Raw genomic sequence first — 15,998 nt, 5'->3', positions numbered from 1 at the left:
GAGAATTCAAATCATCTTTTATTATGTAAAAAACAATGAAGCATAGCTTTCTCAAAAACTTTTCTTCCTCTTTTTGAGAAATTGTTTTTTCATTTTACAAAGCTTTTTTACCTCGAAAATGCACCAGCTTGTCCTCCCCTCTTTTTTTTCCTATTGTATTGCCTAAATCATTTCCAACGCTATGCTAACGTCTATGTTTTATCTTGCTCATATATCAGATGTGCATCTTGCACCTTTACCACAACCTTCTCTCTTTGAACTCTGTGGAAAGCGTCTAACGGGCTATCTGAATTGGCAAAAAAAGCGTAAGAACCAAATGGAAACAAATGTCCTAGAAATTTTAATGGACAGCTTGAAAAAGACAAACCCTGACCATCTTGTCATCTCTGGTGATCTTGTTAATCTTGCTCTTGATAAAGAATTTGAACAAGCGCGTCATTGGTTACTAAACCAAGGAGAGCCTCAAAATATTTCCTTAACATTTGGCAATCATGATGCCTATGTCCGTGGAGCATTCCAAAAAGCTTGTAATCTTTTTAAACCTTGGATCGAAGGTGATATCCCTCAAAAAGAAGCTTTTCCTTATATGCGCACTCGCAAGAATATCGCTATCATAAGTGCTTCCTCAGCCATTGCAACACCACCTTTTCAAGCTTTTGGTTATTTTGGCAAAAGGCAAGCACAAGCTTTATCTCAACTTTTACATGAAGCTGCAACGCGCAAGCTTTTTCGTGTTGTCATCATCCATCATCCCCCCTTTCATCACGCAACCTTTTGGCATAAGAAATTATGGGGTATTGAACGTTTTCTAAATGTGATCAGAAATCACGGCTGTGAACTCGTTCTTCATGGCCATACCCATCTTCCCACATTGAAGACCATTCAAGGAACAACAGGAAAAATTTCTATTGTTGGTGTTTCCTCTGCATCACAAGCTTTTGGTGATAAAAAACCACCTGCAGGATTCAATTTATTTGCCATTGATACCGAAAATCATCAATGGCGCTGCCAATTGCAACGCTACAGCCTTCTCAATCAAAAAAATGAAATCGCCTGTACTGAAACAATAAATCTTTAAAAATTTTGTAAGCCTTAAAAATTGTAAAAACAAGCAAACAATAACAACATTTTTTGGTTAAATAATTTATTCTCTTTCCCGTTTAGCAAAACAAAAATTCTTAACCATAAAATAAAGGGCAGATTGTCCTCTCTCAAATAGTTTTATCTGCCAACGACTTATATGCTTCCACCCCACCATTTTGTCGGATAAGCCTTGTCATTAATAATTTTACTTCAACCTTATTTTTATCTAGCCAATGCTAAAAAATCAGTTACAGAAAAACACCATGGATATAGAAATATATCTTATATTCTCCCTTAAAACATAATACTATATGTTACGATAGAGAATTGGAAAAATCTTTTTAGAGAAAAGGAACAACCGTTGTACCTGGAGGCAACTTAGCCTCTTCCTCAGGCTCAACATGAATAGAAATACGCACATTATCAAATTCTTCTTGAAGAACACCTTCAATTTTATCGCAAATCCGATGTGCTTCTCCTACCGACATGGCTGCCGGTACAACCAAATGAAACTCTATAAAAGTCACTCTACCAGCAACACGGGTAAGCAAATCATGAACTTCAAGTGCACCCTGTGCATTTGCAGAAATAAGCTCACGAATCCGCATAGTCTCATTCAATTCAACGCCAACATCCATTAATCCCTGAACAGCACTGTTAATAACCTTCCAGCCTTGCAAAAGAATATTAACGGCAACAATGATCGCTAAAATTGGGTCCAAAACACCCCATCCACTGAAAAAACCAGCAACTAAACCAATTAAAATGGCAAGTGAGGTAAAAACATCTGTGATGAAATGCATTCCATCAGCTTTAAGAGCCGGTGAACGATGCATTTTTCCCTGATGGATGAGAATCCAACCCCACATGCAATTTATAATACTTGCCACAACATGAATAACGAGCCATATTCCCGGCTTTTGCAATAATTTTACGGTTGAAAGAGCCATCCATGCTTCTCTCAAGATAATAATTGCTGCAATAATGATAAGAATTCCTTCCAGAATCGCAGAAAAATATTCTGCCTTATGGTGTCCAAAAGGATGATCGTGATCAGCCGGCTTCATACTCACTTTAACCGCCCACCACGCCGCCAATGATGCAAGTATATTGACGATTGATTCCAATGCATCCGAATAAAGCGCAACCGAACCGGTGATGTGATATGCCCAATATTTCAAAGCGAAAACGATACATGCAACGAAGATAGAGTATAGGGTTAAGTTTTGTATATTGATTTTGGCACCCATCACCACGCCCATTCTTCTTTACAAAATAAGGAAGAGCATTTTAAACTCTAATCCCTGTGACATTCTTGATATGCTACCATTACTCCTGCAACTTCATAGAAATTCTACAAGATAAACGAATCTCGCAGCGCACCATAGTCATTTCAATACCAAAGCTGTTACACAATATAACATCATAAATAAAGTAACGCAGAAACTCCCACAAGAAATAAAAATCTCCTTTGAGAAAAATCAAAAACATTATCTGATCATCTCATAAACTTTTAAGTAACTTGATAGATCTATCATTGAAAACGCGCCTGTTTTTTCTCAAACGTATCACTCTTATGCACTCTTTATCAATTGTTCTATGAGCCAAAAACCACACATAATATATCAGCAGCATTGCACACAGTAAGAAAGATCGCGTCACCTTCTAATGCAACCTCATAGCTCAACTGGAGCAAAAAAATATGACTGCTAAAAAATTCAAAAACGATCTTCAGGAACGAAAAAAGAGAACGCCCCCCCCCAAAAAAGAATCTGAGCATTGGGGACCCAGATTCTTTTCCCTTAGAGATTAAGGGCATGCAGAGCTTAGGAAATAGCGGGGACCTAAAACCCTGCACCCGATACGAAAACAACTACATTGTACCGCACTCGGTATTCTGACATTATACCTATGGTTGTATTTTGTCAACATGATTCTATTATAAGTTTTAAAATAATGGCCTTTTTTTATCCCTCTCTTTTAAAAAAGCAAATATTAAACATCTAGCAATTGAAAAAAAAGCACATTAAATCCTCTCTATGCATTTAAATATCACAACAATTCATGAAACTGATGATCCGCGTCTGAGAGACTATCATAACATCCGTGAAAAAGATCTTGTTGGACGACGACATCAATTTATAGCTGAAGGTAAAGTCATATTATCAGCATTGCTAGCTTCCAAAGAGTTTTCTACTCTCTCACTGCTTATAGTGAGTGAACGCCTTCCTGGACTTATGCCTCTTTTAGAAAAAACGCAGCCAACATGCCCCATTTATTGTGTCCATCAAAAAATCATGGATGATATTACCGGCTTTCATGTTCATCGTGGTGTACTTGGTATAGGTAAACGCAAGACACTCCCATCATTACAAGATTTTTTACAAGGTCTTCCGCCTAAAGCTTTGATTCTGGTTTTATGTGGTATCTCTAATCACGATAATATGGGAGCCATTTTTCGCAATGCAGCTGCCTTTGCCAGTCATGGTATTATTATTGATAAAACATCATGCGATCCACTCTACCGCAAATCCATCAGAGTTTCTACTGGAGCAGCTCTCAAAGTACCCTATACGCAAGGCACGGATATTCATGACATTATGGCAACGCTAAATGCTGCAAATTTTCATCTCTATGCGCTTTCCCCCTCTGCCCAACGCACTCTAAAGCAAGTAAAACCAACCAAAAAGACAGCTCTTATTTTGGGAACAGAAGGCAACGGCTTACCAACCCATATCCTACAAAAATCAGAAACTTTACGCATTCCCATGGCTCACGGTTTTGACAGCCTTAATGTCGCCACAGCAACGGGTATTGCACTTGCCCATTTCAGCGATTTTGCGAAACTCTCCTAAAAGCAATATCACTATAAATTGTAAAACATTCCACGAGTATATTCTTTTTATTTATAAGACGCTGTTGTTTTAAAGTCTGAATTAACAGCCGTTTTTGTTTCCAGATTGCACAAAAGGCGTTTCAACATCATTTCAGTATCTGCAGCACGTTCTGAACGGATTACAAACCCTCCTCCAAGCACACGTGCTTCATTACTGTTCCCATCATAGAGAACACAAGCTTGTCCTGGTGCCACAGCATTCTCACGTTCCAACAAGTCAACGGAAAAAATACCTTCTTGATAATGCAAGCGCGCAAGATGCGGAGGACGGGTTGAACGAACTTTTACAGCCACCTCAACACCATCGGAAGGAAAATTATCTAACGACTCATCCCCAAGCCAATTCACATCACGCAAAAAGAGCTTATGTGTTTCCAACATTTCACGTGGACCAACAATAACCCGCGCATTTTCTACATCGAGATAAACCACATAAAGCGCCTCACCCGTTGCAACACCAATACCACGGCGTTGACCAACGGTATAATGAACAATTCCCGCATGTTTTCCTAAAACCTGTCCATCAATATGCACAATAACTCCAGGATTAGCCGCCTCTGGACGCAATTTTGTGATAACATCAGAATATTTTCCCTGCGGAACAAAACAAATATCCTGACTATCATGCTTATTGGCAACAACAAACCCCATTTCTGCCGCCATTTCACGAACCCGTGCTTTGGGAAGATCTCCTAGTGGAAAACGCAAATAATCAATCTGCTCTTGTGTTGTTGCAAAGAGGAAGTAGCTCTGATCGCGATCATTATCGAGAGGACGAAAAAGTGCCCGATGCGCACCATGGGAACGCGAACGAATATAATGACCCGTTGCCAAAGCATCCGCACCTAATTGACGCGCCGTTGCCAACAAATCAGCAAATTTAACAGTCTGATTGCACGCCACACACGGCACAGGAGTCTCACCATGTGCATAACTTTCTGCAAAAGGATCAATAACAGCCTCACGAAAGCGCTTTTCATAATCAAGAACATAATGAGGTATCCCCAATGTCTCTGCTACGCGGCGCGCATCTTCGATATCTTGTCCAGCACAGCATGCCCCCACCCGATGTGTTGCAGCACCATGATCATAAAGTTGCAAGGTAATCCCAATGACATCATAGCCTTCCTTTTTCAAAAGGCCTGCCACAACCGATGAATCAACCCCACCCGACATTGCTACAACAATACGGGAATTCTCAGGCCGTCCTGGTAAATCAAGACTGTTCAAAAACATGTATTCATTCTCTATTTTAATGGACATCCATATACTAATGCCCTAATATGCGCTATTCATTGCTTTTATGCTATTCACTGCCCTTTTATATTGTTTTTTTATTCTTTCCACAACCAATAGGATCACTTTCTTAAAAGCGGCTGCAAACAAAAAAAGAGTGATGAAAATAAGGCGCAATAAAAATCTTTTCTCTTCTCCCAAAAAATCCGATAGAAATATTACAAAAAATTATTTTTCGCGCTTCACTTTGAAGCATTTTTTATTGTCTTGCTACCTTTATTAATTTTTTTTCAACGCGTTTAGCTCTTTTTTAAATTTCATGTTTTACAAACGAATCAAATCCTTGACTAAAGGTAGAGGATAGAATGACCAACCTGATAAAAACACAAATGAAATATGTTATTGGACCAGATGGAAGTCCGCTTACCATTGCTGATCTACCGCCCAAAACTACAAGGCGGTGGGTAATCCGTCGCAAAGCTGAAGTCGTTGCGGCTGTCAGAGGTGGATTATTAAGTCTTGATGAGGCGTGTCAACGTTATACTTTGACCGTAGAAGAATTTCTTTCATGGCAAAGTTTAATCGATGAACACGGTTTAGCTGGATTACGAACCACCAAAATCCAACATTACAGGCACTAATCGCCTGAGATGAATGATTCGATAACAGCTTAAAAGAGAAACAGCCAAACTTTTACAAGTTTGGCTGTTTTTTCGCGTCTCAATATATATAAACATCGCAAAATATTAATTTTAAAACGATCGTTTTTATCAGCCCGTCATTGAGTTAGAGCGCCTTAAAACATCCTCATCATGCGTGAAGGCTTTCTTTTCCCGTACCTCAAGAAGCTGTGCACGCTGTAGCTCTCCATTGATTTCATGAAGAATCATTTCGGCATTTGTTTTCTGCAATTGCAAATCACGAATCGAATTTACAAGATTATCGCGTCTCTGCCGCGCTGCGCGAGCAAAAGCAGAATAAGCAAAATGGTGAACATCATTGTTGCCAGATTTACGTTCTTCGTTAATAATTTGCGCTTCTAATTCCAATACCATTCGCTCAAATTCTGCAATCATCATCTCAAGCTGTGCAATTTCACGACGCTTCCCACGCACTTGAAACATCCTCAACCGCACTATACTTTCCCGTGGCTTCATACTCACTACTCCTTGATTACGCCAACTCAAAATTCCTATTCGCACTCTTAATATACACTGTTAGTTAGACTTTTGATAAAAACAGTCCATTTTCAAATTTAAAACGACAATTCCTGCCTTTCCTTAAAGCCCTTAACGAACACAATATTTTTTTTAAAGAAATAACCATTTCTTCACTTTTCTCTTTCACTATAGAACAAAGAAATTTAAAGCTCAGTAAACAAAAATCGAAATTTTAAAAAAGTAATTAAAGTAGTCCCTTATAAGATTTTCTTAAAGTCAGTTTTCCGTGGAAAAATCATTTTATTTTTTCATTCAGTTCAAAAATATGCTATTTCTCTAAAATAATTTTGTAACCTCTTTTAAAAATAAAAAGATTTTGTTAACCACTATCATGGATAGTGGGGAATTCAGTGGTGATTGTTACGCGTACTACTGAAATATTCATAAACGCTTTATTGTTAAGTGTTTGGTTTCATAAGTTATTTTTATCAATGGTAGTTTTACCTGCTGATAAAATGCAAAGTGCTCTTTCTGATTCGTAAAGAGCAAAGTGAGGGATTAAAATGCGCGTATTATTAATTGAAGATGATAAAGCAATGACACAGAGCATTGAGCTCATGCTCAAGTCAGCAAATTTTAATGTTTATATCACTGATCTAGGTGAAGAAGGTGTCGATTTAGGAAAGCTTTATGATTATGATATCATTTTGCTTGATCTCAATCTGCCTGATATGTCAGGCTATGATGTCCTGCGGACCCTCAGATTAGCAAAAATAAAAACCCCTGTCCTCATTCTTTCTGGTATGAATGCCATTGAAGATAAGGTGCGTGGTTTTGGCTTTGGTGCAGATGATTATATGACAAAACCCTTCCATAAGGATGAGCTTATTGCGCGTATTCATGCGGTTGTTCGCCGTTCGAAAGGGCATGCGCAATCAGTTATTGTGACCGGCGATCTCACTGTTAACCTTGATGCAAAAACCGTCGAAGTTTCTGGGCGTCCTGTTCATTTAACAGGAAAAGAGTATCAAATGCTAGAACTTCTCTCTCTGCGCAAAGGTACAACACTCACCAAAGAAATGTTTCTCAATCATCTCTATGGTGGAATGGATGAACCAGAGCTTAAAATTATCGATGTTTTTATCTGTAAACTGCGGAAAAAATTAGAAGCTGTTTCTTCTCACGTAAATTACATTGATACGGTTTGGGGACGTGGTTATGTGTTACGTGATCCCGTTGAAGAAAACGTACGTAAAACCGCTTAAACAGTGAAAATGCACATTGTAAAATCTCGGAGTGTAGCGGGCCGAGATTTTTTCCCGAGATTTTTTCTCTGTCATAACATAAGGGCTCGCATATAAAAATCTCCTCAGAGAGAATACTGAAAGCTTTAGGACCCTCAACCCTCCCAGTTCCAAATATACTCTCATCGCTCACGAATATATTCTAAGCCATCTTTTCTAAATACGGCTTAAATATTTCTATCTTATTCAAAGACTCTTCACACTTTCCAAAACAAAACACCCCTCAGTTTCATTGATCTTTATTTTCATATCTGTCATTTCAGCAAGTAGGACTGTGTAATAAAATTGAATCACATGAGCATCGATAAGCTCTTCCTGAATTTCTCCATTATACAATGCAATAAAATGAGGAGGAATACGGAGATTTTTACCGCAAATCTCAAAGCGAAAAGAACGTTTACTTTCCTCTTGCATAATCATAACAACAATTTCTCCCTCACGAGAAACCGTTGCATTTGCAATCAATAACAAATTAAGCAAAAGTTTAACTTCATTTTTGGGTAAAAGCAGAGCAGGAATTTGCCATTTTAAAATTGCTTTTTCTTCCTTCATATATTGTTGAGCCACTTGCTCAGCGGTACGTGTATCTATTTGTCCCCCACTTGCACCTGCAAAACCAAAAGCCAACCGTGCAAATTGTAGACGCGCAGAAGCACTCGCAACTGACCAACGCACCAATTGCAAAGCATCTTCTTCAGCTCCTCCCTCATCATAAAGCTCCATCGCATTTTGAATAGCACCAACAGGTGAGATCAAATCATGGCAAAGACGGCTACAAAGCAAAGCAGCAAGATCCATAGGCTTCAAAGAAACAGCTAATGTCATAATGATTGTGAACTCCAAAAATTTAAAAACAAGCGTGTTTTTAAAGCAAAACTCTTAACATCCAATGCATACATATAGAAAAATTAAACAATCACGCTAATTTTTTTAGAAACAAATTCAAGAATTTAAATAACCTTACCTTTTATTTTTTATTTGAATAGAATGAAAATCCTAATATGATCTCCTTGTTTGTAACCAACAAAAGGGAAAAACTCTATGGCCCTCTCTTTTTTAATACGCTGGTACAAAAACATTGTATCTCTCATCTTCCTTTTATTCATCATCATCACCACTGCAAATGCACAAGTCAAACCAATAGAACAACATGAACCTCATTATTCTCTGCAAGAAATTATTGATTCTGGTCATATTTTTTTTGGAAAAACAACAAGCGGTATAGCAGCAGCAATTCAAAATATCTTTTCACAATACGGTTATCCCAATGCCTACATTTTAGGGGAAGAAGCTTCTGGCGCCTTTTTTGCTGGACTAACCTATGGTGAGGGAAGACTTTTTACAAAACTCTACGGTCAACATAAAGTTTTTTGGCAAGGTCCTTCTGTCGGATGGGATTTTGGTGGCCAAGGTTCTCGTCTCATGATCTTAGTTTACGATCTGAATCATATAAATAATTTATGGGGACGCTATGGTGGTATTTCAGGTTCGGCCTATTTAATTGCAGGTGTTGGTTTTCATGTCCTAAAACGCCACAATGTCTTACTCGTTCCCGTTCGGACAGGTATTGGTGCACGCCTTGGCATCAATGTAGGATATTTAAAATTAACACCCAAACCAACATGGAATCCATTTTAAACGGAGTGTTGTAAAAAGGGGATTTATGCTTATTCAATCGCTTCTTTTTTTTATTCTTGGAGTTTCTTCCACGGCGTGGTTATTGGTGCTTTTGGCCCCTCTTATTTGGCGTAAAGCTGTTCATTTTGCGCAGAAGAGTGTTTCTGCACAAATTCCGTTATCACTCACTGAAGTACAAGCAAACTATGATTTTCTCTGTGCACAACACGCTGTGGAACTTGCGCGCAATGAACAAAAATATGAATTTTTGCAAAAAAAATATGCGCAACAAAAAATACAACTTAGCCAAACAACAGAACAACTTTATCGATCATGTTTGCCCACACAAAACAGATCTTCCTCCTCAAAGGAAGCGATCACAACCAAACAAAATCTTGTCCCAACCAATAGTTTCATAAGGGAAATGAAAACTATGCATGAAAAAATCGCACATTATCAACAACGTTTACAAAAAATTCAAATCAATGCGCTCAATACCACGCAAAACCAGCAACTCTTAAATGCACTGCGTGAAGAAACAAAAGAATTAGCAGCAACATTAGCCGCTGAAATAGCGCTACAGGAAGGAGCTACATCCCCCATCAGCGCATTGATTAAAAATTCCAAAAACACAAACGATCTCGCATCGCGCATTCGCAAAAAAATAACCTGCACTAAAAAAAACACCTCTACATAAGTTACCTTCAAAATAACTCAAATAAACTTCTGGATTGATAATGCTAACCCTATCTTTATAGCATAAATATTGCTCTTATCATCTTGAGATAAAAAAAGCATAAAATCTCTCTTTATAGGATAAGAGACACAGTTAACAGTCAACTGCTCATTTGGCTTTGTTTAAAAAATATCTCCAAGAGATCAGCAAAATAAAACCCACTATTTTAAAGAACTTTAGAGAGAAAGATATTCTCTCAAGCATGATAAAAATCCTTTATTGTCTGAATAATCATATCCTGATCATTTCGCGTTAAATAAGGATGCATGGGTAAACTTAAAACATGATCCCCCAAAGCCTCAGAAACCTCAAGAGAACCTTTTACATAAGGAAAATGCTTATAAGCGGGCTGTTGATGCAAAGGAGTTTTGTAATAAACCATTGTCGGAATAGAATTCTTCTGTAAATAGTTTTTTAATTCGTCACGGTTTTTTACTTTAAGGGTATATTGTGCATAGGCACAACGAACATTCTCGCCCGCTTCTGGAACTGTCACAATATCTCTTAAATGATCGGAATAATATTGAGCAATCGCCACACGCTTTTCCATCTCTTCTTCAAAGATAACAAACTTCTCTAATAAAATTGCAGCTTGGATCGTGTCTAGACGTGAATTCATACCGATACGCACATTGTCATATTGCGTTTTGCCTTTACCATGAAAAAGGATCGAACGTAGAAGTTCTGCCAAATGATCATCATTGGTCATCATAGCACCTCCATCGCCATAACAACCCAATGGTTTTGCAGGGTAAAAACTTGTGGCAGCCACATCACCAAAAGCCCCGCACATAATATTACCGCTTCGTCCCCCCATTGATTGTGCGGCATCTTCAATCACAAACAGATTTTCTTTTGCCGCCACGTGAGCAATTTGCGCGTAATCGGCAGGAAGGCCAAACAAATCAACAGCAATAGTCGCCTTTGGTTTAAGGCGCCCCTCTTTTTTAATCATTTCGATTGCTTCACAAAGTTTTCCAACATCAATATTGAATGTATCAGGCAAAACATCAACAAAAACAGGTTCAGCTCCCACCAAAGCGACAACTTCAGCGGTTGCAGAAAACGTGAAACTAGGACAAAAGACAGCATCACCTGGACCAATATTTCTAGCCATAAGAGGCATCTTCAATGCATCTGTTCCATTGGCACAAGCAATCACATGTTTAACACCAAGATAATCGGCCAATCGCTCTTCAAATTCTGTCACTTTTGGTCCCAAAATATATTTACCACTGGCGATCACATGCGCAATTGCAGAATTAATTTTGTCTTCAATACGCGCACGCTGCGCTCCAAGGTCGATAAATTGCATACTAACTCCATTGATCATCACAAGAATGCAAAAGCGCTACTTATCTCTTTTATCTCTGATAGTTGACATGAGCAGCAGTTAAAATCCGTAAAACAGCAAGAGCATCATCACCATTTGTGCGAGGGACTTGACGCGTTTCAATACAATGAAGGAAATGCTGTAATTCACAAGTAAGCGGCAAACCTTCACACACATCAATATAGTTCACCTCATCAGTGCTAAAAGCCCACTCTTGATTCTCTTTCCAAACAGCAAAACGGTGCAATGCCAATTTACGGCTCCATGGTTCCATATCATCAAAAACAAGCATAGCCTTTGTACCCACAACCGTTAAACGCCTTTCACGATACGAACTCAAGCGTGAAGTAAAAAGATGGCTACGGATACCATTTGGAAAAACCATATGAATATGAGCAAAATCAGCACACTGTTCAATAATAGCGCCTCCCTCACCGCGAACTTCAGAAGGTTCACATCCCGTGACAGCCAAAATCATTGAGAGATCATGAGGAGCAAGATCCCATAGGGCATCACTTTGTGTATGAAATTTTCCAAAGCCTAACCGATGAGAATAAATATAACGCACCTCCCCCAGTTCTCCGCTTTTCAGCAATTCACACATTTTTTCAAAAGCAGGATGAAACCTTAAAATATGGCCCACCATAAAAATCCGTTCGTATTGACGAGCAATTTTTACTTGGCGTTCAGCATCAATAATATTCAAAGCTATTGGTTTTTCAACCAAAACATCTTTACCATTTTTTACAGCACGCAAAACATTTTCCGTATGCAGCTGCGGAGGGAGTGCCAAAACCAACGCGTCAACATCTCTATAAGTAAAAAGATCATCAGGCGCGATAACATCAACGCCATATATATTTGCAAAATTTGCAGCACGAGCATTATCAACATCAGAAACTGCTGTTAAAGCCCCAAGACTTTGGAGTGTTCGTATATGATTCCCACCCCAATGACCGCATCCTAAAACCGCTACACGTGGCGCCATTTTTATGCCTTCCCTCACCTCATCATATAAAAATTATATTTTCCTAGTACTCCATATCGATGATAAAATAGAATGACAAGAGAAAAGCTTAAAAACGATGCTTGACATCTCACTCTTCTACCTCTTATATCCGCAAAAGATAAAATCACGTAATTGTATTTTTATGTGGCGGAGTAGCTCAGTAGGTTAGAGCAGAGGAATCATAATCCTTGTGTCGGGGGTTCAAATCCCTCCTCCGCTACCATTTTCTTTTCAAGATCAATCAAAGAGTATTTTTTAGAGTATATCGCTTAGGAATACCTTTTATCATTCAGCTTCAGTAGGATTTTGTATAAAGTGAAAACTTTAGTGAAAGTAGCTGATAAGCAAATTTTATACCAATTCACTTTTCAAAAGACTTCAAAAACCTTTTCTTCATTTTTTCTTTCAAGATCTTATTAAACGCTATCTCCATTGCCAACCATAAAGAGAAAGACAATGGTTGATCACATATTTCTAGCGCATATCTCCTTCTCTCACTTAGGAAAAAACATAAGAAACTATACTACAAAAATTTATTTCTTCATGAATTCTGCAATAACACAATATACCTATCCTTAGCGCATATACAACAGTACAGACACCGCTATTTTAATAGTACCTCCCCTTTTGAGAATCTTCTCTTTGTCATAAAAACTAAAACTGACATCCAATAATATTTATCATCAATGAAAAATCTTCTGAAAGCGTTAATCATTGCTCATAATATTATACTTAAGATTGAAATTACTTATAAAAAATTACAATTAATTAAAATACATTATTAAATTAAACTTAAATATTGCATATTTAAATATAAATTTAACTTTACTTTTGAAGTAAAAGCAAAATAAATATCAGAGTTCGTGCATTACTAAAAGAAAAGCAATATCTATTTTCTTTTCTTCCTTTTAAAAATGCGGGGAAGTAAATATTGGGGACTTTAAAAGGAGAGTATTCGTGTATAAAAAATCTCTTCTATTATCTATGGCGACAATAGCAATCGTGCTATTTAATATGCAAATCCATGCACATGCTGAGAATCTTGAAGTTTCTGATGGAAAAACAGTAACAGAATCTGAAAAAACCTATGGTGGACTTCGTGCAATAAACGGCAGTAAAATCATCGGTAAGCACTTATCGGTAACACATTCAAACATAGGTACCATGGAATATGCTGTGACAGCTGAAGGTGCTAACAGTGCAATTGAATTACTCAATGATTCAACCATTGAAAACAAAGATTCTGAAATGAGCTTCGGTCTTGAAGCAAAGGATGGCGGCACAATCAAAATGGTTGGAGGTTCTATTATAACTTCCAGCACTGGTGCCCATTTCTTGAACAGTAAGAACAAAGAAAATACGCTAGAGAATGTACTCATAACAAATGCAAAGGATGACCTAGAAACATATTTAGGAATAGTTACTGAGAACAGCAATCTTACCTTAAAAGGAGTAACCATTCATGCTTTCAGTGCTCTAGAAGCAGATGATCATTCTCAGATAACAATATTGGGAGGGGAATTTAATGGAAAGCTTGATGGAATATCTGCTAAGCAAGGCAGTATCATTGATATAAAAGATAACGCGAAAATTACCTCATCTCTTTATAGCGGATTACATTCCGATGGGCCACAATCAAAAATCACCATGACGGGAGGAACAGTAAGCGGGTATGCTCTAGGCTCATTGCATGCACAAAACGGCGGTCATATTGATGTTACAGATGTTGTTATAACATCAATAGATCATACAGGAACCGGTGCTTTCTCAGAAAATAAGGAGAGTGTAATTGAACTGCATGACACAACAATTAAAGATGTTTTAAATGGAATTGAAACACATGAGGGTAGCACGGTCAAGATGACTGGAGGCTCCATTACAGCTTCTCTCATAGGAGCTCAATATATTGAGAGTAACAATGACGAAAATAAACTAGAAGATGTGATGATATCAAGTCTTAAAGATGATGAAACACCATCCTCTGGAGTAAATGTCATCAAAAAAAGCAAACTCTCTTTGAAAAATGTAACCATTACTCAAGTAGATCAAGGCATAACTACTCATGATCATTCTCAAGTAACAATATTAGGAGGATCCGTTTCTGCAAACACCGTAGGGATGTCTGCTGAATCTGGCAGCATCATTGATATCAAAGATGAAGCCCACATTACCTCATCTAATGGTGGTGGATTATATGCAAGCGATCCACAATCTAAAATCACCATGATGGGAGGATCAATAAACGCAAAAGAAGCTGCCTTATACACTGCAAACGGCGGGCATATTGATGTCACAAATGTTTCTGCAACAGGGAAAATCGGTGGTTTGCAGCTCGCCTCCATTCTTTATACTATTTCAAATGAAAAAAATGATCTTAAAGATTATCAAAACGCTGAGATTAATTTAATCAATACAAAAATTCATGTCGATAATGGCACTGGAATTCTCATTGGAACTTTCAGTGATCATACCATTACAAATATTGCCAATCTATCAATTGGTACAGCCAATCTCATAAATTCAGAAATCCATGCGGATGTTTTATTAGGCAACGGTACTTGGGGAGATAAAGAGTTTTTGGAAGCTATAAATGCAAAAGCAATACCCAATGGCAGCTTCACATTAAATGCAGATCATTCCTCTTTAGAAGGCAGAGCAAACATTACAAAAGAGAGAAATGTACGCTTTAACCTGAAAAATGGTACACAATGGTTCTTAAAGACCAGCACACAAGAAAAAGATAAAAATGGCAAACTCCTAGATATCGCACAAAGGTCACGCTCTGATATTTCTGTGCTAGATCTCGAAAACAGCTCTGTTATTTTCAAAGAGCCAACAGAAGATGGTTATTACCACACATTGCATATAGGATCAGGAAAACCAGACACCTCAGCAATTTATAATGCCTCAGGCAATGCACAGATTTCTTTCAATACTTTGTGGAGTGATGGTAAGCCAATCTTTGAGCAAAACACCGATCGGCTTTTAATCAATGGTGATGTATCAGGCAAAACATCAATTTATGTCACGAAACGTTCAGGAAAGAATAATGTGAAAGAAAACACTACTGCTTCTGCCAATGTACGAGGACTTTCCCTTATTCAAGTTTCTGGAAAAGCCGAAGAAGATTCTTTCAAACTAATCAATGGTTATACCACAAGAAATGGGTCACCAAATAAATATACCCTACGTGCCTATGGACCAAATTCAAGACATGGCAAAGCCAATATGGCGCAAAACCTGTTGGATGAAAAAAATGAAAATTTCTGGGATTTTCGTCTACAACCTGAATTTATTAACTCTAACCCAGATAACCCTGGCTCTAACCCCGGTGGTTCTGGTTCCACCCCTAATCCTGAGCAAAATGTGCACGCCGTCGTACCTCAAATGGCAAGCTATTTGCTCATGCCAAATGCCCTCTTCTATACAGGCTTAACTGATATGGCAAAACAGAATGCGCTGTTAGCCAATATCAGAACATCTGGCTTAGGTAAACGACAAGAAAAACAGAGTGGTTTCTTCTTATACACCTATGGTGGGACAGGAAACTTCTCCTCTGAAAACGCTCCTCGCCAATATGGTTATAGTGGTGCACATCTGCGCTATGCCGCTCTACAAGGAGGC

At 38.1% G+C, this 15,998-nt stretch carries 13 protein-coding genes and 1 tRNA gene; 8 read left to right on the top strand and 6 right to left on the bottom strand.

All coding sequences use genetic code 11. From position 1 onward, the window contains the following. The first annotated feature begins 181 nt into the window (after positions 1 to 181). The gene (locus tag PVV64_RS01345; protein ID WP_273759291.1) at positions 182 to 1,078 is read left to right on the top strand and encodes a metallophosphoesterase; all 897 of its coding nucleotides are present in this window, start codon (positions 182 to 184) and stop codon (positions 1,076 to 1,078) included. A 346-nt stretch (positions 1,079 to 1,424) separates the two neighbouring features. Here the strand turns inward: PVV64_RS01345 and PVV64_RS01340 are convergent, their stop codons facing one another. Continuing rightward, the gene (locus PVV64_RS01340) at positions 1,425 to 2,333 is read right to left on the bottom strand and encodes a cation diffusion facilitator family transporter (protein WP_273759440.1); all 909 of its coding nucleotides are present in this window, start codon (positions 2,331 to 2,333) and stop codon (positions 1,425 to 1,427) included. Positions 2,334 to 3,122: 789 nt separating this feature from the next. Here PVV64_RS01340 and PVV64_RS01335 point away from each other — a divergent pair. After that, positions 3,123 to 3,938, top strand: a complete 816-nt coding sequence (locus PVV64_RS01335) for an RNA methyltransferase (RefSeq protein WP_273759290.1) — start codon at positions 3,123 to 3,125, stop codon at positions 3,936 to 3,938. Between the two features lie 47 nt (positions 3,939 to 3,985). Here the strand turns inward: PVV64_RS01335 and mnmA are convergent, their stop codons facing one another. Then, positions 3,986 to 5,215, bottom strand: coding sequence for a tRNA 2-thiouridine(34) synthase MnmA (gene mnmA / locus PVV64_RS01330; RefSeq protein WP_273759289.1), 1,230 nt, complete (start codon positions 5,213 to 5,215; stop codon positions 3,986 to 3,988). Positions 5,216 to 5,580: 365 nt separating this feature from the next. Here mnmA and PVV64_RS01325 point away from each other — a divergent pair, with 365 nt between their 5' ends. Beyond that, positions 5,581 to 5,856: a DUF1153 domain-containing protein gene (locus PVV64_RS01325; RefSeq protein ID WP_273719775.1), complete on the top strand. Its 276-nt coding sequence runs from the start codon at positions 5,581 to 5,583 to the stop codon at positions 5,854 to 5,856. A 129-nt stretch (positions 5,857 to 5,985) separates the two neighbouring features. On the opposite strand, the gene PVV64_RS01320 is transcribed toward PVV64_RS01325, so the two are convergent. Beyond that, entirely contained in the window at positions 5,986 to 6,372 is a 387-nt protein-coding gene (locus tag PVV64_RS01320) for a flagellar export protein FliJ (RefSeq protein WP_273759288.1), read from the bottom strand. A 566-nt stretch (positions 6,373 to 6,938) separates the two neighbouring features. Between PVV64_RS01320 and ctrA the strand changes: the two genes are divergently transcribed. Further along, on the top strand, positions 6,939 to 7,640 hold the full coding sequence (ctrA, locus tag PVV64_RS01315) for a response regulator transcription factor CtrA (RefSeq protein ID WP_273719772.1): 702 nt from the start codon (positions 6,939 to 6,941) through the stop codon (positions 7,638 to 7,640). A 225-nt stretch (positions 7,641 to 7,865) separates the two neighbouring features. Here ctrA and chpT read toward each other — a convergent pair whose 3' ends face one another. After that, complete coding sequence (gene chpT, locus PVV64_RS01310; RefSeq protein ID WP_273759287.1) at positions 7,866 to 8,504, bottom strand: histidine phosphotransferase ChpT; 639 nt, start codon at positions 8,502 to 8,504, stop codon at positions 7,866 to 7,868. A gap of 216 nt (positions 8,505 to 8,720) precedes the next feature. On the opposite strand from chpT, the gene PVV64_RS01305 reads away from it, so the two are divergent. After that, positions 8,721 to 9,317, top strand: coding sequence for a DUF1134 domain-containing protein (locus PVV64_RS01305; protein ID WP_273759286.1), 597 nt, complete (start codon positions 8,721 to 8,723; stop codon positions 9,315 to 9,317). A 25-nt stretch (positions 9,318 to 9,342) separates the two neighbouring features. Next, positions 9,343 to 9,993 (top strand): hypothetical protein, encoded by a 651-nt coding sequence (locus PVV64_RS01300; protein ID WP_273759285.1) that lies wholly within the window; start codon positions 9,343 to 9,345, stop codon positions 9,991 to 9,993. Positions 9,994 to 10,228: 235 nt separating this feature from the next. Here PVV64_RS01300 and PVV64_RS01295 read toward each other — a convergent pair whose 3' ends face one another. Both PVV64_RS01295 and PVV64_RS01290 read right to left on the bottom strand, forming a co-directional pair. Continuing rightward, complete coding sequence (locus PVV64_RS01295) at positions 10,229 to 11,347, bottom strand: DegT/DnrJ/EryC1/StrS aminotransferase family protein (RefSeq protein WP_273759284.1); 1,119 nt, start codon at positions 11,345 to 11,347, stop codon at positions 10,229 to 10,231. A gap of 49 nt (positions 11,348 to 11,396) precedes the next feature. Next, a complete protein-coding gene (locus tag PVV64_RS01290; protein ID WP_273759283.1) occupies positions 11,397 to 12,353 on the bottom strand; it encodes a Gfo/Idh/MocA family protein in 957 nt (318 codons plus the stop codon). Between the two features lie 167 nt (positions 12,354 to 12,520). Here PVV64_RS01290 and PVV64_RS01285 point away from each other — a divergent pair. After that, positions 12,521 to 12,597: transfer RNA gene (locus tag PVV64_RS01285), tRNA-Met, on the top strand. 734 nt (positions 12,598 to 13,331) lie between these two features. Beyond that, positions 13,332 to 15,998: autotransporter outer membrane beta-barrel domain-containing protein (locus PVV64_RS01280; RefSeq protein ID WP_273759282.1), on the top strand; the 2,667-nt coding region annotated here is incomplete at its 3' end.

The organism is Bartonella sp. ML70XJBT.G (genome assembly GCF_028618575.1).
Lineage (GTDB): Bacteria > Pseudomonadota > Alphaproteobacteria > Rhizobiales > Rhizobiaceae > Bartonella.
This window is presented reverse-complemented; position numbering and strand designations above follow the sequence as displayed.